Genomic DNA, 21,983 nt, shown 5'->3' with positions numbered 1-21,983 from the left:
GGCACTGTTCGTGACTTCAGGTTTCGGTTGCATCGCCGACACAGGCTATCCCTCCTCCTTGACCTGGCAACGCACCGCGCGCACTGCTACAACCCATGCCGTAACCGTTGCTGCGGCCAAAATCAGCCCTGCGGAAGCGATGCCGCCTGCTCCGAACGGGCTGACCGCTGCCATGGTCGATAAGCCGCTTGTTGACACGGCGAAGTGGCTAGCTTCGTAGACGCCCTGGTAGGCGACGCTCATCCCGTAGGCGGCGATCAACGGGGACCCGACCAGCGCGACCGTGACAGCTCTTCTCGTCTGACGGGGTGAGGTGAGAACTGAACGAGCCGCGACAGCGACCGCAGCGACGAGCGCGGTCACCGCGACATCCAGCCCCTGTCCATCCCCAGTCAGGACCACATGCGAGACACGTCCTCCAAGGATGCCAGTCAGCAGGAGCGAGGCGAGAACGATGCCGGCCCAGGTCAGCAGGGGCCACGCCCGGCGTATCGAGGGTTCGCGACGCAGGAGCGCCCAGCTCAGGACGGCGAGACTCCCCACGGTCAGGATGGCAACCAGAGGAGAGGTGAGTAACCACCCGTCGCGGCCAAGACCTCCCCAGAATCGCGTGCTCAGACCGGTCCACTGCGCATCGACTGCGTTACCGAACGTGGACTCCTGCGGGATCACGTTTGAGACATTCGCCGTCCCAGTGAGGAAGCGACGCGTTTCCACCAGGTACTGCTGCACCACCGCGATGATCCCCACGCCACTGATGACGATGATGAGGGCGATGTCGGTGGCGAGCCGGCGGACGCCGCGTCCTCGAGTGGAAGCGATGCAGACAAGCGCGAACACCGCGACGAGAAGACCGCTGAAACTGATCGCCGTGGCGAATCCAGCAGTGCAAGCCAGCGCAACGGACGACCACCACGACCGCTCCCCAGTTACCAGGCGAACACCGAGCCACACAGCTACCGCCGAGAGCAGCGTCGCCGCCGCCGTTGGGCTGACGGTGCCACCAGTCTCCGCCAGTTGCGGCACCGCGAACAGCAGGACTGAGGCCGTTGCTGCTGCGACAGGGGATCCCAGGAGCTGGCGCGCAGTCGCGGACACCAGGAGTGGAAGCGGAGCGAGGAGCGCAATGTTGATCACGCGGAGCAGCAGTACGGCTACATCCCACCGAAGCGACACCCACCCCGAAGCGCGAAGCGCGAGCGCACCAACCCAGTACGCGACGGGTGAGTTTTGGCTCTGGATGTTCAGATCCGGCGCGTCGCCGGGGTGAGCCGCGAGGAGCGCCGCGACGGTGCCGTGCGTGGCGGCGGGGGAGGCGAACCCTTCAGCAAGGATCCATCGGGTTGCGTTCAGCGCATGCAGTTCACCGTCCGCAGGCCAAGTCCCTCCGAGTGCGATGCGAAAGATCGCGTCGATGGTGTTTGCTTCGGCGAGAGAGCTCCCTGGGGGAGTGATCAGGGCCCACACGGTCATGAGGGCGATCCATGCAACCGTGAGCGCGATGATGATCCTGGTCGCTGGTCGGGCAGGACGGAGGCGGTTCGCCCAGGTCTGACGCCGCGGTGCTGCTGGCGCGCTCATCGGTCAGCGCCTTGTGGCAGCTTGCGGCTCAGCAGCACTACGACCGTCAAGCCAGCGATTGCTAGTGCGGCACAGAGCAGCACGACGGCACCGGGAGCGTTGCTGTCACGGAAGAAGATTGCGAGGCCGTTCGAGGTCACCGCGAGCGCTCGGTTCTCCCAAAAGGTGCGGTAGTCGAAGCTGATGCCGTAGAGCGCGATCAGGCCGAAGATGACGGACAGTGCAGTGGCGAGAGCCGCTCGGCCGGTTCCGGTGCGGGGGAGCCGGCGCCACGCGATCGCGCTGAGAGTGATCAGAGCGATCAGTGCCGGGAAGTAGTAGCGGCCCTGCGTACCGCCGACAACGCCCATCTCTTGATAGCCCAGCCACGCCTTCGTGGTTTCGATGAGCACGAACGTGGCCGGGAGCACCGCAAGCACCAACGCCGGCATCAGGTTCTGGTGTCTCCGGATCGCGAACACGACGATGACCCCAATGGCGAGAACCGTGCCGACATCGATCAGGATCTGCGACATTGGGAACTGCGCTGTACGACCGGGACTACCCCAGAACGTTTCCGACAGCCGGTTCCAGAGCGTAGCGACGTATGTCGGGATGTCCGGCCCCTGACCCGCGGGGAACGGCTTGGGCTCCCGGGACACGAACCCCTCGGGCTGGAGCGTGCCGTAGAGCAGAAGGTTGTGAATCCACCACCAGGCGCCAGTCCCCGCAGAGATGATCGCCGCCAAGCCCGTTCGAAGCAGCGCACGACGCAGTCCCTGGAAGTGGTACACGCCAACAAAGACCGCGATCGCGACGAACGGGACGACCGGCAGCGCAGTTCCCTTCATCCAGAGGAGCGCGCCCAGGAGCACTGCGAGCAGCACGATCATCAGAAGCCGGCTGTCACCGGTCAAAACACGCACCACAACTAGAGTCACCGCGCCGCTCAGCAGGAAAACGGGCGCATCGTTCGTAACCGAAGACCCGATCACCGCGATCTGTGGGATCGCCAGAATTGCGATCGCACCGACAACAGCGGCCCGCGGCGAGGTCGTTACCCGCCGCACCGTCGCCCACGCAAGCAAGGGGAGTGGAAGGGTGAGGATGACGCTGAGGAGCCGAAGCGTGAGGACCGCATGGTCCCACCGCAGGTTCTCGAACGCGACCAGACGAAGGACGCCGGCCCCAATGAAGTACGACGTTGGCGGATGCTGCGACATCTGGTTGACCGCAGAGACACCCGGCACTGCCGTGAACGTTTGCAGTCGACCCGGAAACTGCTCCAGCAGCTGATGCCACGTCAACCCCGATACCTGCTGCGGGTCCTGGAACGCGGCAGCTGTCGCGGCAAGAAGATGCATCGTGCCGGGATCAGACCAGCTGTAACCCAACGCGAGGTGCATCACCGCATCGACGTGCTGCAACTCGTCCGCGGCCTGGAAGATCGGAGTGATCATCGCCCAGCACAGCAGCACCGCAAAAAACGCGACACTCAAAGCCGCGACAGTAGCCCACTCACGCCGTGACACAAGCGGACGCAGACGCGGCCCGACGTCGCTCACGGAGAGCTTCTGACCAGGCGACGCCGACGGCAACACGGCGTTAGGAGGCGCTGATCGCTTCAAGAGAGCTTCTCAATCCGGAGGCAGGGGGGGCGCACTACGACGCGACCCCGCTTCACGACACGAGGCGTATCGAGGTTACACCGGCTGCCACGAGCGACCCTGACTCGTCGACTGGCCGCCGTTCCTACGAAGTATCATCCCGAGGGAAGATTAGACATCATGGACCCATGAGCGAATCCTCTTCCGAGCCTGCAGTCCTCGACATCATCTCCGGCCTAGGGAACGTCACCCGCGCACTCATCATCCGATCGCTCAGCGGGATGGCGACGCCCCGATCGGCTGATGAGATCGCCGAAACGCTGAATGTCTCTCGGGACAACGCGCAGGAGCACATCGCTGTTCTCGCGAAGCTCGGAGTTCTGACCCTCACCCCCGCAGCGGGCCCGACTGCTCGACCACGATACCTCGTCGACACCGAGACCCTCAGTCGACGGCTTGAGCAGACGCGCACCTACCTACTCAACCAGTAGCGCTCCTTCGTATGGCAGCAGATCAGCTCGACTGAGAGATCTTTCAGGTCAGGTAGTTAAGACCGCTCCTGATCTGGAGTTTTCAATCTGACCCTCGAAGGAGGCGCAGCTGGCATTCCCAGCCTCCCCCTACTATGCGCAAGTTGACAGCATCCCGTGCTGTCCGATGACCTAGGGGGTCCCGTGCGCGCACCGCTGCACACTTCACAGGCGAGGAAACGCAGCATCGCTGCCGCGACCATCGCCGCTCTTGCACTTATAAGCTCGATTCTCGTCGCCGCCCCAGCGCAGGCGCTGGGCGATACGGGCACTGGCGGCGTGTTCGTCCCTGCAACCGGTCGAATCTTGGATACGAAGGTGGGAACGGGCGGTTATAGCACGCCGATGGAGGCCGGCAAATACCGCACCATTAAGGTCGCCGGTCTCACAGGGGTTCCGGATGACGGGACCGTTGGAGCGGTGTCGTTGAACACCACCGTAGGGCAAGCTCCTAGTGCTGGCATTTTGTTCGGTCGTCCTGACTCGAACACGGCACGAACTACCATGTCGATCTACAACGGTAACGACGGTGAGTACGCCTCCAACACGTCGGTTGTTGCGGTGGCTCCCGACGGCACGATCCAAATCATGACCGAGACGGTCGCTCGCGTGGTGCTGGACGTTCAGGGGTACTATACGGTGAACACGGACGGCACCGCTGCCGGCGGATTCGTTCCCATGGCCGGAAAGCGATTCGTCGACACAAGATCCGGATTGGGAGCCCCCAAAGCGACCATTGCTCCCAGCAAGAGCATCGATGTGCAGGTAACCGGCGCAAGTGGAGTGCCTGCCGGCGCATCGGGCGCGGTGGTCAACCTGATTGCGATCAATACCACTAATTCCGACGGCAACCTATCCCCGTATGCAACCGGTGGGACGAAGCCGCAGAACTCTTTGCATTACACCCCGTCAACGACCACCTCCGTCCAGGCGCAAGTCGCGCTTTCGTCGGACGGAAAGATGACGATCGCAAACTCCTCGTCCACGATCGATCTCGTTATCGACCTTCAGGGCTACTTCACCGCGGCAGGTCAAGGCGGCGCCAGCTTTACTCCTGGTATTGGTCGCGCCTACGACTCGCGAGCAACCGGCAATACTGCAATTGGGAAGAACGTGACTCGATCTATTCAGGTCGCCGGCGTAGCAGGAGTTCCCGTCATGGGGTCGGGTATCACCGCTGTCGTCGCTACGCTGACCGTGGCCCATGGGGGCAGCGATGGCCGTGCAACAGTCTGGGCTGATGGCACTACCAAGCCCGACACAACCGCAATCAACTTCACCACCAACGAGATCCGCACAAATACTGTCACGGTCCCCCTCGGGGCAAACGGGAAGATTGCGTTGAACAACGTTGCCGAAGCGACCAACTACGTCATCGATGTGCAGGGCTGGTACACCAACCCCAAGACACCGACGATCGCCTGCGCAGCACCGTTCTCGGCTGGTAGCTGGGTGACTGACACTCAGTCCATCTCCTCCGGAGTTCAATGCTCCTTTACTGCTCAGGCAGCTACCGCGTCCGGGCAGTCACTCGCAATTTCGGTGAACGGGCTACCGGAAGCTAGTTTCCCCCTGAGTGAGACCGGTCCCGCGACATACTCGTACACGTTTGCGGACTTGATTGGCCTTACAACGATAAGTGCATACGTGGAAGGCGGAGGGGCTGCCACACCAACGGCGCAGTATCAATTCGGCGTCGGCCAGTGGGACACGGAATCCCTCGTCCCCTCTTTCGCTGACGGTGCTGTGACCGACGATAATGTTGTGCTGAAGCCGGTACTCAGTTCCTCCGTCTTACTTCCCGCGGACTCGCAGGTCCGCTACGATGTCATTGACGAGACCAATGGAGCGACGCTGACAGAAACCACACAGAATGAACCGATTTCCATTGAATCGGACTTTTTGCTGAAGGGCCACACCTACTCCTGGTCTGCAACGGTTCGCGCTGCCAGCCCTCGGAGTGGTGGGTCTTCGCTCACGTCAGATAGCTGGCACTTCCGCGTCGCCGCGGACGGGGAACCGACGACGGAGCCGGCAGCAGAACCGACAGGAGAGGGCATATTCACCCCGATGGCTGCTCCGAATGGATGCACTGGCGTTCCCGATCGATGGTTCAAGGCGAACTTCAAGCCTTCGTGCGATAAGCATGATATCTGCTATAGCAAAGGATCTAGGACAAGTCGGAAAAATTGTGATCTTGCGCTTCTCGCTAATCTCACTGTGGCTTGTGTCAACGCATATGGAAAAATAGGCGCTGTCGTCTCAGGGTGTGTAGATACCGCCAATAGTTACTATATCGGGGTTCGGCGGTTTGGCAAAAGCCATTACGTTGGTAGGGGAAGTAACGCATGAATAGTATGAATATTACGCACGTCGTCTCGACTGTGCTCTTAGCGCTTGGCTTCATCTTTACGTCCCTGGGTGGATACATAAACGCTAACACTGCTGCTGGTGACGCAAACATTGGCGCGGGCATTCTATTCCTCTTTGGAGTCACTCTGGGTAGTCTGGGTATCTTAGGCTGCCTGATCGCCTTAGTGTTCCGGAATTTAAGAACTAAGTCAGGTCGATAAGAGGTAGCGATTCGGTGTAGCGAGGCGAGACCGAACACAACAGGGACGACCCCTTTCAGCAGAGGGTCGTCCCTGTTCGGCAGCTGCTGTGCAGGCGAACGTCCAGATCCGCAACACCAGCGGCGGCAGCGGCTCGATCCGGGTGTCTCCGGGTGATGGTGGCCGTAGCTCGGGACGACTGTCGTACTCGCCGGACACGATCAACAGCTCCGTCGGCGCGCAGGTCGCGCTCGGCAGCAACGGCAAGCTCATCATCGACAACTCCACGGGCGGCGCGACGCTGGACCTCGTGGTGAGCGTCCAGGGGTACTTCGTGCCGAGCAACCCGGGCGGCGGGTTCACCCCGCAGACCGGACGACTCGCTGACACCCGCACCGGCGCGGTGATCCCGTCCGGTGGTTCCGTCCCGGTGCAGGTCGGTGGCGCACGCGCCGGCGTCCCCACCGTCGAGGCAGGGTTGTCCGCGGTCGCGATCACGTTGACCGCGGTGAACCAGGACACCCGCGACGCGTCCGCGAAGGTGTACGCCGACGGCTCCGCGCTGCCGGACGCCATCTCGATCTCGAGCGAGGCCGGGTCGATCATGACGACCTCGATGGTCGTCCCGGTCGGTGCGAACGGGAACATTCGGATCCGCAACCAGGGCGCCGGGAACCTGCACTTCGTCGTCGACCTGCAGGGCACCTACAACTCCCTGCCCGGTGGTCCCGCCGACACCGGCCTGACGGGGCAGCGGACCTCCGCCACCCGGCTGCCGTTCACGATCTCCGACCAGACTTCTGCGTCGGTGGATGTCGGCACCGGCAACCTGATGGTCACCACCGCTGCGCTGACGCTGCCGGGTGCGACCTCGTCGACGGCGATCGGCACCAGCTACAACTCCCGTTCCACGCGTGAGGCGAACACGACCACGCCCGCCGCAAACCGGTGGCAATACTCCCTCGCCGGAGCCGGGGACCTTACCTCCAACGCGCTCGGTGTCGTCTACACCGACGGTGCGGGGACGGCGTGGCAGTTCAAGCGCCTCGACGCCGGCACCTTCACCACCCCCGTGGGTCTGCAGCAGACGCTGACCCGCGGCGTGAACGGGAAGAACGAGCCCGAGTACGCGCTGAAGGGGTGGACGACGAACCAGGTCATCCACTTCAACCTCGCCGGTCAGCCGACCTCGATCGATGACCGGAACAAGGTCAAGAACACGATCGGCTTCAACCGGACGAACTACGCGCTGACGTCGCTGGTGTCCACAGCCGGCACGGCGGGTGCGAAGACAGCGACGTCGTCCTACAGCAACGGCACGCAGACCTTCGCCCAGACCAGCGGCGCCTCCACCCGGTCGGTGTCGTGGACCAAGAGCGCCGCTGGCGACATCACCACCTACACGGACGCCACCGGCAAGACCACGGCCTTCGGCTACACCAACGGTGACCTCACCTCGATCACCGCACCCGAGGGCGGCGTGACGTCGTTCACCTACGACAGCAACGACCGGATCACGAAGGTGCAGCAGGCGAACACCACGGCCGGTTCGCCCGGTTCTGCGGTCACTCGCTTCTCCTACGTCAGCGACACCACGACGCAGGTCGCGGACCCGCGCTCGGATCAGGCCGCAACGGTCGCCAACGCGAAGCACACCACGTACACAATCGACGGCAACGACCTCGTCAAGAAGGCCGTCGACCCGATGAACCGCGAGCGGTCCAAGACCTACAACCCCGCCAACAACGGCACCGCGACCTCGCAGGTGGGAGCGACCGGGTCGGCCGGCACGGGCACAACGGAGAACAAGTTCGACGCCAACAAGAGCCAGTCGCTGACGCAGTCGACCTCCGGGTCTGGGTCTTCATCGACCGCCGACTACGGAACGGGTGCCGCGGCTTACCTCCCGTCGAAGGTCACCTCGTCGTCAAAGTCGTCGACCACGACGAAGTACGACGACTACGGCAACCCCTCGTCCTCGCAGTCCGGCGATGACGTGGCCACGCAGGCCACCCTCGAGCGCAACGACGACGGCACGGTGAAGACCGCCACCGCCCCCGGCAACGGCTCATCCGACACCTCGCCGGCGAAGTCGACGACGTACGAATACGAGAACAAGCAGCTCAAGAAGATCACCGCACCGACCGACACCGTGGGCGACAAGGAACTCTTCTACGACGACTTCGGGCGGATGAAGACCGAGACCGACGGCCGCGGCAACACGACGACCTTCGGCTACGACAACAACGACCGGCTCACCAGCACCGCATTCAGCGACGGCACGGCGACCGTCACCAACACCTACGACGGCAACGGCAACCAGCTCACCGAAGCGTCCGCGACTGGGACGATCACGAACACGTACGACCAGCGCAACCGTCTCACCTCGACCGTCAACACCGCTGGCGGGGGTGCCGTCAGCTACGGGTACGACCTGGTCGGGAACACCGTGCAGGTCACCGACCCGCAGGGCACCGTCACCCACGAATACGACTCCTCCAACCAGCTGACCGCGACCACGTACCCGACGAGCTCGGGGACGGCGAAGCAGCTGTACAAGACCGACCCAAACACCGGCCGCCGGACTGACACCTGGCTGGCTGCAACGCCGAACGGCAGCGCGGACCCGACGGTGTGGAAGGCACACCAGCACCTCGACTACGACAAGTCCGGCAAGGTCACCCGCGTCCAGGCTTGGGCCGATTCGAACCGAGACAAGCCCGTGGTCGACGTGACCTACTGCTACATCGCCGGGGTCACCGCCGGGTCTGACTGCACCAAGGAAGACACAGCGAACGATCGGGACCAGCTGCAGTGGACCAAGGACAACACCGACAACCAGGCGAACTCGGGCCAGGTCACCACCTACGGGTAGAAGGACTCTGCGGGATCGCCGACCGACCGTTTGATCAGCGTGAACCAGACCGGTGGCAGCAAGCCCACCAACTGGACGTTCACCTACGACGTCGCCGGGAACCGAACCGAGTCGAAGGCCACCAACGTCACCACCGGTGACACCATCAGCGACCAGAAGCTCACCTACAACGCCATCGGCCAGATCACCAACGACGGCTACGACTACGACAGGACCGGGAACCTCACCACCGCCCCCGGAGAGACGTACACGTACAACGGGGCGCAGCAGATGACGTCCTCCACGAAGGACGGCGCCACCACCCGGTACACCTACGCCGGCGCCGACATGAACAAGCTCCTCACCCAGAAAACCGACGGGGGAGCCGACTACACGTACACCTATGGCACCACCGACTCCAACGGCGTCCCCGTGATCACCGCCCGCACCCTCGCCGGAACCGGGACAGCATCCGTCCTCAGCGACCCCGCCAATGGGCGCGCGCTGGACCTCCCAACCACGGACGGGACCACGAGCATGTGGGTCATCGACGGAATCGGAAACCCCGCTGCCGCGCTCACTGACCAGGGCACCAAGGCCTACACCGTCCAGTACTCCCCGTACGGCGCCGAGACCGTGTCATTCGGTGACAACAGCGCCCAGTGGAAGCAGAACCCCTACGGGTTCAAGACCGGCATCCGCTCCAGCAACACCGCGACCGGGCTCACGAAGTTCGGCATGCGCTGGCAAGCAGCATCGACCGGCGCCTGGATTCAGCGGGACACGCTCGACGCGCCACTTAGCCCCTCGAACGCGAACCGTTATCAATACGCCGGTGCTGATCCGATCAACAACGCGGATCCCTCTGGTCGAGCAGTGGGCCCCAGCGCAATAGGTGCGGTAGCTACCGGGATCGGCGCTCTTGCTGGGGCTGCTCTGTGCGCTGCCAGCGCGGGGCTTGGCTGTTTCCTCGGTGGAATTGGCCTCGGTATCATCTTTGGAGGTTTCGGCGGCATCGTTGAAGAGACCGTCAGTGGTGGGGACAACTACGGATCCGCTGCGCTTGACGGCGCGGTGGAAGGGGCCATCACTGGAGCCTTCGCTGGCGTCGGGGGCAAAGTCGCTCGATTCGTTGTCCCGGGCCGAAGGCCTCTCTGATGGTCGGGTTCTGGTCGGTATTCAGCATTCTCTTCGCGGTAGGAATTGTTGCTCTAGTACTGTTGCTTCTCAGCGCCCGTCGAACCGTCAGATCCGAGGGTTGGGATAAGGGCAAGCTGACGCGAGGCGCGGGTGCGAAGGCCTTCTGGACCGGAATATGCGTCCTCGTTCTCGACGCAGTAGCACTGGCGGTCTTTGTCCTACTGCAGTAGTACCAGGTGACTAGACGCCCGAAGTTAAACGCTGTATCAAAGCCGCCCGGCTGATTCCTAACCGCACCCCGCACGCGTCATGCGTGCCGGGTGCGGTGCATAGGAAGAGGTGAGAGCTGGAGGGTCAGCTCTGGCGATCCGCCCCGAGCGGCGGTGCCGGCCCATCTTCGGGCTTTATGCACGAATCGTAAACTGCTCAGCAGCTAGCATAGTGCCGATAATATAGCTTATGTCAGTTTTAGTTGAGTAGGGCTGCTTCAGAGTGTCTGCATGAGGCCAAGAGTGCGGAACACAGCACGCACCTGCGCATCGAACGGGCTCAGCGGCGTTGCCGCCAGGTCGGTGAGGAGTCTGCTGTGGGCGGAGTCGGCGGGTCGTGCGAACACGGTCGAGAGCTTTTGGTCGGCGCCGAAGCGTGACAGGAACCGGATGCCGTCGATTGCTGGTTTGATCGCATAGAGGCGTGCGCACTGATCGCTTGGGTCAGCGGCCGGACCCCAGCGTTTTATAGCGCCGCACCGTCGGAGTCAGCGAGGTCGTAGCTACGTACCGCGACGGATGCGAACTCCGCCCATAGTGTCGCCAGCGTCTCCGAGTGCGTGATGCTCGCCGTCGGATCTGATCCATGTCGAGCTGACCACCGCGGTTGGATCCAACCGCCCATGATCAGGCAGAGTCCGTCCCCTCCCGAGCGTCATCCGCGGGTGCACCGAGGAACTGTTCGACCAGCGCCAGGGTTCCGCGGACATGCTGAGTAGGGAGCTGGATCTCGAAGTGCTCAGCAGGCAGGCAGAACCTCAGGAGCGCAACCCCGCCGTCGTATCGCCGAAGTGACCAGCGCGTGGTGCGGCCCAGACGGAACACATGCTCACCGCCGGTCGGGTCAGTCGTCCCGCCATAGAGATCGTCCCCGTCCACCTCCAGCCAGCCGGAAGCACCGTCTCGCCAGACCTGCAGGAAGGTGTACTCCGGCGGCGTCGTGGATCCCATCGCGTCTCGGCCTTCCTCGGATCGGCGCCCTGCGCCACACATAGTCACTTCACCAGCCAGTGGCGAGCAAATGTTGGAGAAGAAGCGCCCATACGAGTTGGACACCGATCCCCACGCGGCGCCAACGGTTAGGCAGGAGTGCGGTGCCGACCAGCACCCACGGCGCGAACGGGAGCCAGATGCGCTCAACCTCGGCTTTGCTCATTCCTGACAGGTCGGCGAGGAGGATCATCGTGATGCCTGCTGCGCCGAGGAGCAGCGGTACCGACCGCTCCGGTGACCTGAACCGCAAGCGAGGCGACTCACCGGCGCGCGGCCCAGCACCAGCGACCCCGGCGATGACCTGCGCGATGACTGCACCGACGATAAGTCCCGCGCTGCAGCAGAACGCGGCCAGGTTCCCCCACGCCCAGTAGGCGATGGGACGTTTGTGCGCAACGCCGTTCAGGTACCGTTCACGAAGCACCGGGTAGGCCTCCCACCACGGGAATCCCCACAGGGCGAACCCAGCGACGACGACGATCGCGCCAGCAGCCACCCACCAGATCACCCGCCAGGATCCGCGGGAACAGATCACCGCCACCGCGACCACGGCGAGCAACGGCAGGCCGTAGGAGAGCATCACACACCAGCCGAACAGCACTCCGGACACGACCCCGAACGCGGCGGTTCCCCGCCGGCTGCGTCTCGTCACCGCGACGGCCAGCACGAACACCGCCCAAGCACCGAAAGCAGCGAAAACCGCATCCGCTGAGACCGCTGACCAGATCGCGGCGGGCCCGGCGACCAGGAACGGTGCCGCCCGTCGTGCCGCGGACTCGGCACCGAGTGTCTGCATGCTCAGCAGCACCGCCACCGGTGCAGTGGCCCCGACGATCAGCGTGCCCCAGCCCGCAGCGAGACCTGTGGTGAAACCAAGGCGCACGAGCGTGACGTAGAACAGCAGTGCCCCCGGCGGGTGACCGGCAATGTGAACCGGCCATTTACCCGGACCGCCGACAATCCGTGGGATGTACCCGTCGAGGGTCGCAGCGAAGGGGCGGTCAGCAACTGCACGAGCCGTCCGCAGGTACTCGTAGCCGGTGTCGAGGATGCGCCCAATTCCCGCCGTACCGTCCACGAACGCCAGCGCTGCAAACCAGGCAACAGTCGTCACGAACGCAACGACGACCAATGCCCGCCACGGAAGCCTCCTGACAGCGTGGGGTGCGAACGAGAACACAACTACCGCCAGCAGGACCGCGGGAAGCGTTCCCGGCCCGATGCGCGGATCCCACCGAGCGTGCAACGGCGCGAAGGCAATCACATGAACACGCCACCCGGTGAGCCCAGGGACCACGACGGCAGCGACGACGACGACGACGGCAACGACGAGTCCGATCAGTGGCACACTCAGCCGGTGCCGTCGCGTCAATGTCGCAGCAATGGGGGCACCTGGGGTCCGGACCGCACAACGGTCGTTTCCTTCGCGCAGTCTCATGTCCAATCTGAGTATGCCCGTACCGTCGCACCGACGTCCGCCGGCAGCTCGAAGGCTGCGAAGGTTCGCTAACGAGGCACGCACCGCCCAGCACCGACGTCAAGCCCTGCGCCGACCAGCGGTCTTCGCGACACGAGGACGTAGGTCGGGTCGCGGCGGCGCACATCACCGTTTCCTGGGTTAGCGCTCAAGTCCCTGGTCTCCTCGCGTCTGCGTGGTGTCGCGGTGCTCGGTGCGTCGCTTCTCCTCGCGCGCCTTGATCTCTTCTGCGGTCGCACGCTTGTCGGGGTCGTAGCCAGCGCCCTCGAGCAGGCGACGCTCCCGCTCCGCCCGGGTGGAGCCAGCGGTGGTGTCGCTCGTCTCGGCGGACTTGACGCCTTCGGCAGCCGTCGTGGTGGTGACGCCGGTCGTCTCGGTGGAGCTCGGCGTGCCGTACCGGGCAGCAAGCCGGTCGGTGCGCTCCTTCTCCTTCGCCGCCTCACGTGCGACCTGCTGCGCGTCGCGCGTTGCCTGCTCCTGGTCGCGTTCGACCTTCCGCTGGGCGTCGAGCAGAGCGCGTCGCCGGTCGTCGTTGGCGCGCTGGATCTGACGGGCAACTTCTGAGGTGATCGTCTGCCCGGTCCGGCCGGCATGCCGACCGATCTGGTCAAGGGTCTCGTCGATGGGGTCGCTCATGGTGGTTCCCTCCTGTGCGGTGGTGGGCGACGCCGCGGCCACAGGGGTGGTCTCGGTGCCGTTCGGGGCCGCGGGTGCGGCTTCGGCGGTGGACGGCTGAGGAGAGCCCTCAACGGCCATCTCGGGACGGGTCTGCTCGGCGCTCTCCGCGACGACGTCGGACGCGGTGGCCGCCGCGGTCGCCGTCGTCTGCTGGGTGCTCTCCGTGGCCGTCAGGAGCGCTGTGCGTGCCGCGGCCGAGCTCTCGGCCGCGGAGGCTCGTGATCGACGGCATCGGAAACCCCGCCGCCGCCATCACCGACCAGGGCACCAAGGCATACACCGTGAAGTACTCCCCGTACGGCGGCGAGACCGTGACATTCGGCGACACCAGCGCGCAGTGGAAGCAGAACCCATACGGGTTTAAGACCGGCATCCGTTCCAGCAACACCGCGACCAGCCTCACCAAGTTCGGCATGCGCTGGCAAGCTGCATCGACGGGGGCGTGGATTGAACGTGACACCCTCGACGCTCCCCTTAGCCCTGGGAACGCCAACCGGTATGCCTATGCCGGGGGAGACCCGGTGAACTACTCCGACCCGGCCGGACGTGGATTCGGCGAGGACCTTGCTAGCACGATCATTGGGGGAGTGGTCGGAGTCGCAGTTGCGGGTTCCATCTGCGTCGCGACTGGGCTCGAGTCTCTTGGAACCGGATGTGCTCTTGGCGCCGTCGCCGGGGCTACTGTCGGCACAGCCGCGGGCAACGCGTCTGTTGGCGTTCTTGAGGGTGAAAGCCCAGGGCAAATCGGAACCCGCGCTTGGCAAGGCGCCGTCATTGGAGCTGTAGGATCGGGAATTGCCGTCGGAGGAGCGGCGCTCTTCCTTGCATAAGGATAATCATGAAAAAAACTGCTTCTCAACGCCGGGCATCACTGAGCCTAGTCGTCACAATATGCACTTACTTCTTGGCTGTTGCTTTCATTGCACTACCACTCTTGAACGAAAATTGGGGTCGGTATAGGGGCATATCTATTACCCTGGCCTTCATCTTCCTGGTCTGGGGAAGCGCATTTATCTGGATCCGCGTCCGCGCACTAAAGTCCGGCCGAAACGGTAAGTAGGATGCCGACCATGGGCCACCAGCTGGCGCACACGGTCAACAACGACCGGATCTGACGTGTCCTGTGACCGATCGTCCATCGTGACGCGCTCGCGGGCCAGTACGGTGCCCGCCACCGCGAACCCGACCGTACGACCGCGGCCGGCGAAGTCGCGCACACTCCGCAGGACCACATCGCTCCCGCGTTCGAAGGGCGTCGTTCGTGAATCGGGGCGTGACTCGGCGCCGGAAGGAAGCATAATTTCGGCCCTAAGCATGGAGCCACAGCCCCGGTGGAGGATCGACTACCGGCGCATCTGGGTAGCGAAGGCTCCATCGGTCGTGCTCAGGGCGACTCGGGCGAACATCGGCGGCGCTATGGCGCACTTCCGACGTCACTATAGGTCGGATCAGACCGTTCCAGAAGCCCCGCGGAGTCGAGAGCCGCCGGCGAGGATAGAAGCGATCCGTGCCGTGAGCTCGTCGATGAACACTGGAAACGTCTCTTCGAGGACATCGTCCGAGGCTTGCATCGCCATCACAGGGATTCCCGTGCCGAGGACGAAGCCCGCCGTCGCAGCGCAGCCGTTGTCATCGATGGTCGGAACATCGACGACGTCGCTCGAGCGCACCTGGCCGAGCACTGCGGAGTAGTGCAGCACGGCGTCAGCAACGTCGTCTGAGACAAGGACCGTCCACGACCCGTAGGCGAGGTGCTTCATGACGATCCTCCGTCCGGGCCTAACGGGACGCGATCGATCCCTACTGACTCACCCTAGAAAGGACGCTGATCCGTGCTCACGCAGGTTGCATGATGTGGACAACAACCGTCACTTGGCCACGCCAGCAATATACAATATTTCGAACGTCCATGCCAAGGGTTATCCTCGATGGGTGGAACCACCATCTGAACGGATCGGGCGAGCGATCGACGACGCTCTAACCGCAGTCGCCGCGAACGCACCAGCAAGCGTGATCACCCGCGCCGCACTGCGTGTCGCCATGCTCCGGCAGGACACCGTCGCGGAGTTCTGGCTGCGTATGGAGGTGGAGGGCATCGACGACTCCAGTCAGGATCGGAACCGGGCTCTGCTTGCACGCCTCACCGCACAAATTGGCGCGGAGGGAGCTCAGCGTCGGTGGGAAGTTGCAGCAGAATCCTTCCAAACGCGACGCACGATGGACCTCGACGGCAAGAGAGCCGTACTAGCTCCCTCGGTAGCCGGCCTCGAGTCGTCCCTCTCGTCGTTGATGACCATCCACGACGACGAGATCCCGTTCGGCATGACCCCGCTCGACACCGGTCTGGCATTCCTCGACCGCCAGAAGGTGCGCTCGACGCTGTCCATGCCCGTGTCGGAACGCCGCAGCATGCTCGAGCGGATCAAGGATGCGGCCTATATTTACGTCCTCGACGCTGAAGCGCAGATCCTCGCTGGCGAGGCTGTACCCGACTCAGTTGCGAGGGGGCGAGCTTTCGTCGAGAAGGAGCTCGCCAGAGTTGCGCCGAACGCTCTCGATGCACTCCGAGCCGCTGAGGCACGTTCAGCAGACCACGAGCGAGAGGCCGTGAGCCAGGCGGCGACGTCATGCAGACGTGCCATCAAGGCTCTCGCCGATGCGCTCTACCCTCCAGGGCCTCCCGTCACCGGAGACGACGGCGAAGTTCGCTCGATGGACGATGATCACTACCGGAACCGGCTGACGACGTGGGTACTGCAGCAGAGAGGTCGCTCAACACATGCTGACCTCCTCGCCTCCAACCTTCTGAGCCTAGGGACGCGGTTGAAGTCGCTCGACGACCTGGCGAGCAAAGGTGTGCACGCAGACCTCTCCCATGCCGAAGTGGAGTCGTGTGTGTCCTGGGTGTACATGCTCGCCACCGACCTTCTGCGCGTGGAGGAACAGGCCAACCGCAATTAGCGCCATGTCAGTGGCTGGTTATGCCTCCATCTGCGTCAGAGCGAGCATGGCGCCGTCCATTACGCCGATAATGTATGTTATGGCAGATTCTAGAACGTTGGTTGCGCTCAGCGGAGTCTGCGGGTAGTCAAACCGCTTCCGAAATGGGCGACGGCCCTCCCCGACGAGGAAGGGCCGTTGCTGGTTCGTCGGCTACTAACCGCCGACGCCGCCGTTACGTGTTTGGTCGACGTACTCGTCGCCAGCGCTGGCCTACGACGGGCGATAGGCATCAGGGGCAGCGGCTTACCCGCGCGCTCTTCCGTTCGACTCCCCCGAGGTCACCACCGAGGGGGGTCTTTTCTTCGACCGCGCAGACCGACAAGCGCGTGGAGAGGGTGACGATCGGAATCGCGACCCTCTCCACTCGCAGGTCAGTCTCGGTCGTTTCGATCGGCCTCATCCATGATGTGGCGCAACGCCCTCCGATGAATTATCTGCGCTGCGACGAACAGGGCGACAGACAACACAACAGAAACACTGGAGACCACTACTAGCTTGATGAGAGTGTCATCCGCACCAAATCTGTTGATTCGGTAAACCCCAAGACTCAGCAAGCCCACCGAGACTAAACCTAGAACTATCGGAGTAATCCATCGGTAGAGAATTCCAACGGGACCCATTTGAGTCTCCTTTAGACTTATAGGCTATCGTAATATCGGGAAACGGTCTCGTTCACCAGTGAACAGAATAGACCAACAGTGACGGCTCCGATACCAGCAGATGCAAAACCCGCGAGGAGCGCAATGCCAACACAACCGACTTCCGCAGCCGTCCCTTGCGCCAGGGCCAACGCCTCAGAACTGCTAAGCCCATCCAACGCTTCCCCTGCGCTTTTTCCAGCTGCCACTGCTTGAATGACCTCTGCAAGAGCCGAAAGATAGCTGCGCCCAGTTGCGTCGGAATTATTGATCGGGTCACCACCGGAGAACGCATAACGGTTGGCATTCCCCGCACTGAGCGGCGCATCAATGGAATCCTGCTGCATCCAGGAACCTGTGTAGGGGTTATACCAGCGGAGCCCGAACTTCACGAGCCCGGTGGCGATGTCATCGATGCCGGCCTTGAACGCGAACGGGTTGGCGGGGAGTCCGTCTCCGCCACCGTTGTAGCTGACCGTCTCGGTGCCGTACGGGTCGACGGTGTTGGAGAACGCGGCGGGGTTGTCGACCAGGAGGGCGAAGAGGTTCCCGGTGCCGTCGTAGGCGTAGAGGCCGGTGACGTACGACGGGGTGGCCAGGGCGATGGGCTGCCCGGTCTTGGCATCATTGACCACGTTCGCGCGCTGCCCGTTGCGGGCGGAGGTGACCAGGGTCGGGTTGCCGCTCTGATCCGGCCGCCCGTACATGTACGTCCTCGTGTCTCCGCCGGTGGTGGAGAGGGAGAGCAGCGACTTCTGGTCAGCGCCGGCGTACGTGTACGTCGTGGTCTGGGAGCCGTTGTGCACGGCGGAGGTCATCTGCTCCGCACCGTTGTAGGTGAACGTGTACTCCGGTGCTGCGATCAGGTTCCCGGCGCCGTCGTACGCGTATCCGGCGGTGCTGATCTGGTTCGCGGCGTTGAAGCTCACGGACTGGTTGCTCGTGACGGTGCCGTTGCTGTCGGTGAACTTCGAGCTGGTGCGGTTGCCGCGGATGTCGTAGGTGTAGTCCCACGTACCCGCGGTCGAGGTGCCGCCGCCGGCAGTGACTGCCTTCGTGATTCGGCTGCGGTTGTCGTAGGTGTAGGTGGTGGTCTGCCCGGTCATGATGTCGACGACCCACTGGACCTTGGAGCGGTCGTTGGTGGTGGTGGTGCCGCAGGTGGGTGCGGCGCTGGTGGTGTTGTAGCAGTAGAAGAGGTCGTAGATCTTCCGGTTGTCGGCCGAGGACGGGCCGACGAAGCCCTGGGTGCCGGTGAGGCGGCCGCTGGCGTCGTAGTCGGTGTGGATGTGGCTGGCCCAGGTGCTGTTGTCGGCGTTGGCGTCCGTGTACGTGTCGGTGCGGCGGCCGTTGCTGTCGGTGATGAAGTGGAACTGCTGCGTGCCGGCGCTCGAGGTCGACGGGGTCGTCGTCGAGGTCAGCACACCCGAGTCGTCGTACGCCGAGGTGATGGTGCCGTCGGGGCCGGTGTAGGAGGTCTGGTTGCCGGCCTTGTCGTAGCCGTAGCTGACCGAACCGTTCGCCGTGTTCGCCGTGGTGAGGAGGTGCCCGAGCTGGTCGTAGGTGTTCGTGATCGTCCCACCCCCGGATGCCTGGGTGAGCAGGTTGCCGACGGCGTCGTAGGTGTTCGTGACGGTCGGGGTGCCATCGGAGAAGCTGGTGGTCAGCACTCGGCTGTCTCGGTCGTACGTGTAGGACGTGGTCCGGCCGGCACCGTCCGTTGCGGAGGCGATCCGTCCCAGGAGCTCGTACGAGTAGGTGCGAGCACCGAGGGCTGCGGATCCAGCGGTCGGGGTGATGGTGACGGGGGTGACACCGGTGAGCTGCTTGTTCGTGTAGCTGTAGGTGGTCTTGTTGGTCCCGTTGCCGGGAGCAGTCGCGCTGGTGACCTGACCGGCCGTGTAGACCAGTGTCGAGGTCGCCGCGGTGGCACCGGACCCGGTGGCACTGGTGGTCGGGTTCCCAACACCGTCGTACCCGAGCTGCGTGGCATTGCCGGCGTCATCGGTGCTCGTTGCGGGCAGGTAGGCAGAAGCCGCCGGGGAGGCGTTGTAGCCCAGGGACTGCGACGCGCCGCCAGCGGAAGCAACCTTCGTCAGCGACTGACCACTGTTCGCCCCGTACTCCGCGGTCGAGGTCGGCGTGGAACCGGACCCGGTCGTCGACGATGTCGGCTGCGAGTTCGCGTTGTACGTCTTCGACCGTGCCCGGCCGGCAGCGTCAGTGACCGCGGTCACGAGGCGCTGCGTCGGGTTGACCGTGTACGTCGTGTGCGGCACCGCGGCGACCGTGGACGCGGTGTCCGTGTTCGGGCTCGCGACCAGCGTCGACGTCGTCGACGCGTAGCTGAGCCTGGTCGTGGCATCACCCGCAGCACCAGCGACGCTGTTGGACTGCACCACCTGAGCCACCTTGTGGGTGGTCCCGGAGTAGCTGATCGTCGTCGTGGCGCCCGTCGGGCTCGTGATTCCCGTCAGGTCGCTGCCCGAGTACGTGAACGAGGTGGTCTTGCTGGTGGCATCGGTGAAGGAGGTCAGGTTGCCGTTGGCGTCCTTCACCCACTTGACCACGCGGATGCCGGGAGAAACGGTCTGGGTGAGCGTGTACGTCCGGGCCGTCGCGTCATATGCGCCCTTCCCAGTACGTGCGCCCGTGGTGCCGGCGGTGCTGACGATCGAGGTCGGCACGTTGGAGGTGTTGGCGATCGTGACGGTGTTGCCGTTGCGGTCCTTGACCGATACCGGGAGCCCGTTGACGTCGGAGGTGATGATCTGCCCCGTGGCCGGGTCGGTCAGCGTGTAGATCGGGTTGGTGGTGCCTGACGCCGTCAGCGTCCGGAGGAACCCGGCCGGCGGGGTGAACGTCGTCGACGTCGCCGCAGGGAAGTTCCACGTCGCACCGTCAGGTGCCGTGTAGACCACAGAGCCGGATGCGCCGGAGGCGAACGTTCCGGCACCGGCGATACCGGTGGACCAGTGGGCGGCCTGCTGCGTGCTCGAGTTCGCGGCCTGCCACCCAAGGGAGTTGTAGGTCTGTGCGATCGCGGTCTTGCCGCTCACGCCTGGCAGGGTCAGCCCGGCCGTGATGACTTTCAGGTTCCCCGTCGCGACGTCGACGGCGACGCCGACCTGATCCGACACCGCGAACGGCAGTGTCGTGGCTGACGGGCGGGACCCGGTTAGGCCCGTCGTGGTGGGGCCGGTCGGGATCGCGGCGTGCGCGGTCTGCGCGACACCCCCGACGAGCGCGACGCTGACCGCCCCGACGAGCGCGACCTTCCAGCCGAAGGATGAGTGAGCCGCAGGGCGGCGTGGAGCAAGAAGCACGGGTTCCCCTAGAACAAGTGACGACACAGAGATGGTGCGGTGAGAGCTCGGCGTCCCCCAGGACAGCCGCTCGTAAGGCGTGAAAACGCCCGCACCGCCCGTCGACCATGACGTCGGCTCAGATGAGGGTTAGTCGGAACCTACCGAGCAACACCCCCGAAGCGGGACCCCCCAAACGGGGAAGAGTGTTCCTGGTCGGAAGCGACGGGACCCTGACGCCTGACCAAGCCTTTACTATATATTATTTCACAGGCTATCAGGTTGCCCTAGGTCTCCTTGTCACCTTGACCGGGACGCAGCTGTGTCGCGAGGCGCTCGATACCCGAACTAGGCGCTCAGCACGATCGAGACGAGGGCTCGTCCGCCGCGACGGATTGCCTCTCGGTCAGGTCAACCCATTGGCGTCGGCTGCTCGTGGAAGAGTGACAACGTGAACGCTTCTGGCTTCGACCCGAACACACCGAACGCCCTCGACATGTCTAAGCTCGTGCCCGCGCTCGACGCGATGGCAGCAGTCAGGGTCCCTACCTTGGACATGGCGAGGCTCATCCCTGCGCTGAGGGTGATGGCCGACGTGAAGGTCCCCAAGATCGACACGGCGCGACTCTTCCCTGCGCTGAGCGGGCTCGCGGGGATGAATGTCCCGACCATCGACATAGCGAAGCTCATGCCGGCGCTGCAGGCGTTCTCCGGCATCCGGGTCCCGACCGTCGATCCGTCCAAGTTCATGCCGGCACTGACCGGGCTTGCCGGGATGAATGTCCCGACCATCGACACGGCGAGGCTGCTGCCGGCGCTGGACGCACTTTCCACGATGCGAGTGCCGACGTACGACGCCAATCGCCTCCGCCTCTTGGACGGGTACGGCGGCCGGACCGGCACACGGCTGGACGCGGTGGGTTCCCTCTACTCGTCCCTGGAGGAAACGCAGCTACTTCCGCACCTCGACAGCGCAGCCGATGCCCTCGCGACCCGTGGCGCACTCCGGTGGAACTACGACGAGGTTCAGACCGCCGCGGGAGCCCTCGTCGAAGACTTCCAGACCCTCGAGCCGGCCCTGCAGTTAGAGCTCGAGGCTCGAACAGAAGAAGCGCGGGATGCTCTGTCCGTCACCAACAATCAACTCGAGCAGAGCCTCGACCTGCTCGGCGTGCGCGATGCGCTGAGGTTCTACGGCGCGGCCGCACGAACCCCTCTGGCAACGTTCGCCGCTGTGGTGGTCGGCAGCGGCTGGTACCTCCTGAGTTGGGGTTCCGCCGGTGACGCGATCGTCGTCGGTGCCGGCGTGTTCAGCGAAGTCCGCAGGCGGCTCGGCGCACTCGACCACGACGAGTGAGTTCGCGACGGAAGAACCGT

The 21,983-nt window shown here is 64.1% G+C and carries 14 protein-coding genes; 7 read left to right on the top strand and 7 right to left on the bottom strand.

Going from position 1 to position 21,983, the window contains the following annotated elements; all coding sequences use genetic code 11:
* Nucleotides 1-45: 45 nt before the first annotated feature.
* Nucleotides 46-1,473, bottom strand: a complete 1,428-nt coding sequence (locus OVA28_RS00490; protein WP_268095365.1) for a hypothetical protein — start codon at nt 1,471-1,473, stop codon at nt 46-48.
* A 104-nt stretch (nt 1,474-1,577) separates the two neighbouring features.
* Nucleotides 1,578-3,125 (bottom strand): glycosyltransferase family 39 protein, encoded by a 1,548-nt coding sequence (locus tag OVA28_RS00485; RefSeq protein ID WP_268095364.1) that lies wholly within the window; start codon nt 3,123-3,125, stop codon nt 1,578-1,580.
* Nucleotides 3,126-3,355: 230 nt separating this feature from the next.
* On the opposite strand from OVA28_RS00485, the gene OVA28_RS00480 reads away from it, so the two are divergent.
* The 4 genes from OVA28_RS00480 (at nt 3,356) to OVA28_RS00465 (ending at nt 10,261) form a co-directional block, all read left to right on the top strand.
* Complete coding sequence (locus OVA28_RS00480) at nt 3,356-3,658, top strand: ArsR/SmtB family transcription factor (protein ID WP_268095363.1); 303 nt, start codon at nt 3,356-3,358, stop codon at nt 3,656-3,658.
* Nucleotides 3,659-3,841: 183 nt separating this feature from the next.
* Nucleotides 3,842-6,049 (top strand): phospholipase A2, encoded by a 2,208-nt coding sequence (locus tag OVA28_RS00475; RefSeq protein WP_268095362.1) that lies wholly within the window; start codon nt 3,842-3,844, stop codon nt 6,047-6,049.
* A 309-nt stretch (nt 6,050-6,358) separates the two neighbouring features.
* Nucleotides 6,359-9,124, top strand: coding sequence for a beta strand repeat-containing protein (locus tag OVA28_RS00470; protein ID WP_268095361.1), 2,766 nt, complete (start codon nt 6,359-6,361; stop codon nt 9,122-9,124).
* A 39-nt stretch (nt 9,125-9,163) separates the two neighbouring features.
* Nucleotides 9,164-10,261: an RHS repeat-associated core domain-containing protein gene (locus OVA28_RS00465; RefSeq protein ID WP_268095360.1), complete on the top strand. Its 1,098-nt coding sequence runs from the start codon at nt 9,164-9,166 to the stop codon at nt 10,259-10,261.
* A gap of 878 nt (nt 10,262-11,139) precedes the next feature.
* Here the strand turns inward: OVA28_RS00465 and OVA28_RS00460 are convergent.
* The 3 genes from OVA28_RS00460 to OVA28_RS00450 form a co-directional block, all read right to left on the bottom strand.
* Nucleotides 11,140-11,463 carry a hypothetical protein gene (locus OVA28_RS00460; protein WP_268095359.1) on the bottom strand — a complete coding sequence of 108 codons (324 nt, stop codon included), beginning with the start codon at nt 11,461-11,463 and terminating at the stop codon, nt 11,140-11,142.
* Between the two features lie 49 nt (nt 11,464-11,512).
* Nucleotides 11,513-12,853, bottom strand: coding sequence for a hypothetical protein (locus OVA28_RS00455; protein WP_268095358.1), 1,341 nt, complete (start codon nt 12,851-12,853; stop codon nt 11,513-11,515).
* Nucleotides 12,854-13,123: 270 nt separating this feature from the next.
* Entirely contained in the window at nt 13,124-13,618 is a 495-nt protein-coding gene (locus OVA28_RS00450) for a hypothetical protein (protein WP_268095357.1), read from the bottom strand.
* 260 nt (nt 13,619-13,878) lie between these two features.
* On the opposite strand from OVA28_RS00450, the gene OVA28_RS00445 reads away from it, so the two are divergent.
* Nucleotides 13,879-14,490 (top strand): RHS repeat-associated core domain-containing protein, encoded by a 612-nt coding sequence (locus OVA28_RS00445; RefSeq protein WP_268095356.1) that lies wholly within the window; start codon nt 13,879-13,881, stop codon nt 14,488-14,490.
* 618 nt (nt 14,491-15,108) lie between these two features.
* Here the strand turns inward: OVA28_RS00445 and OVA28_RS00440 are convergent.
* Nucleotides 15,109-15,420: a hypothetical protein gene (locus tag OVA28_RS00440; protein ID WP_268095310.1), complete on the bottom strand. Its 312-nt coding sequence runs from the start codon at nt 15,418-15,420 to the stop codon at nt 15,109-15,111.
* 172 nt (nt 15,421-15,592) lie between these two features.
* Between OVA28_RS00440 and OVA28_RS00435 the strand changes: the two genes are divergently transcribed.
* A complete protein-coding gene (locus tag OVA28_RS00435) occupies nt 15,593-16,621 on the top strand; it encodes a hypothetical protein (protein WP_268095355.1) in 1,029 nt (342 codons plus the stop codon).
* A gap of 679 nt (nt 16,622-17,300) precedes the next feature.
* On the opposite strand, the gene OVA28_RS00430 is transcribed toward OVA28_RS00435, so the two are convergent.
* Nucleotides 17,301-20,627, bottom strand: coding sequence for an RHS repeat domain-containing protein (locus tag OVA28_RS00430; protein WP_268095354.1), 3,327 nt, complete (start codon nt 20,625-20,627; stop codon nt 17,301-17,303).
* A gap of 430 nt (nt 20,628-21,057) precedes the next feature.
* Between OVA28_RS00430 and OVA28_RS00425 the strand changes: the two genes are divergently transcribed.
* Nucleotides 21,058-21,963 carry a hypothetical protein gene (locus tag OVA28_RS00425; protein ID WP_268095353.1) on the top strand — a complete coding sequence of 302 codons (906 nt, stop codon included), beginning with the start codon at nt 21,058-21,060 and terminating at the stop codon, nt 21,961-21,963.
* Nucleotides 21,964-21,983: the final 20 nt, after the last annotated feature.

It is taken from the genome of Curtobacterium sp. SL109 (genome assembly GCF_026672405.1).
GTDB lineage: Bacteria > Actinomycetota > Actinomycetes > Actinomycetales > Microbacteriaceae > Curtobacterium.
Note: the sequence above shows the minus strand (reverse complement) of the source record. Positions and strands in the feature narration are given on the sequence as shown.

Coding starts and splice junctions, on each gene's coding strand:
- OVA28_RS00490 (WP_268095365.1), bottom strand. CDS start 1,473: ATGACCGTGTGGGCCCTGATCACTCCCCCAGGGAGCTCTCTCGCCGAA.
- OVA28_RS00480 (WP_268095363.1), top strand. CDS start 3,356: ATGAGCGAATCCTCTTCCGAGCCTGCAGTCCTCGACATCATCTCCGGC.
- OVA28_RS00440 (WP_268095310.1), bottom strand. CDS start 15,420: ATGAAGCACCTCGCCTACGGGTCGTGGACGGTCCTTGTCTCAGACGAC.
- OVA28_RS00460 (WP_268095359.1), bottom strand. CDS start 11,463: ATGGGATCCACGACGCCGCCGGAGTACACCTTCCTGCAGGTCTGGCGA.
- OVA28_RS00450 (WP_268095357.1), bottom strand. CDS start 13,618: ATGAGCGACCCCATCGACGAGACCCTTGACCAGATCGGTCGGCATGCC.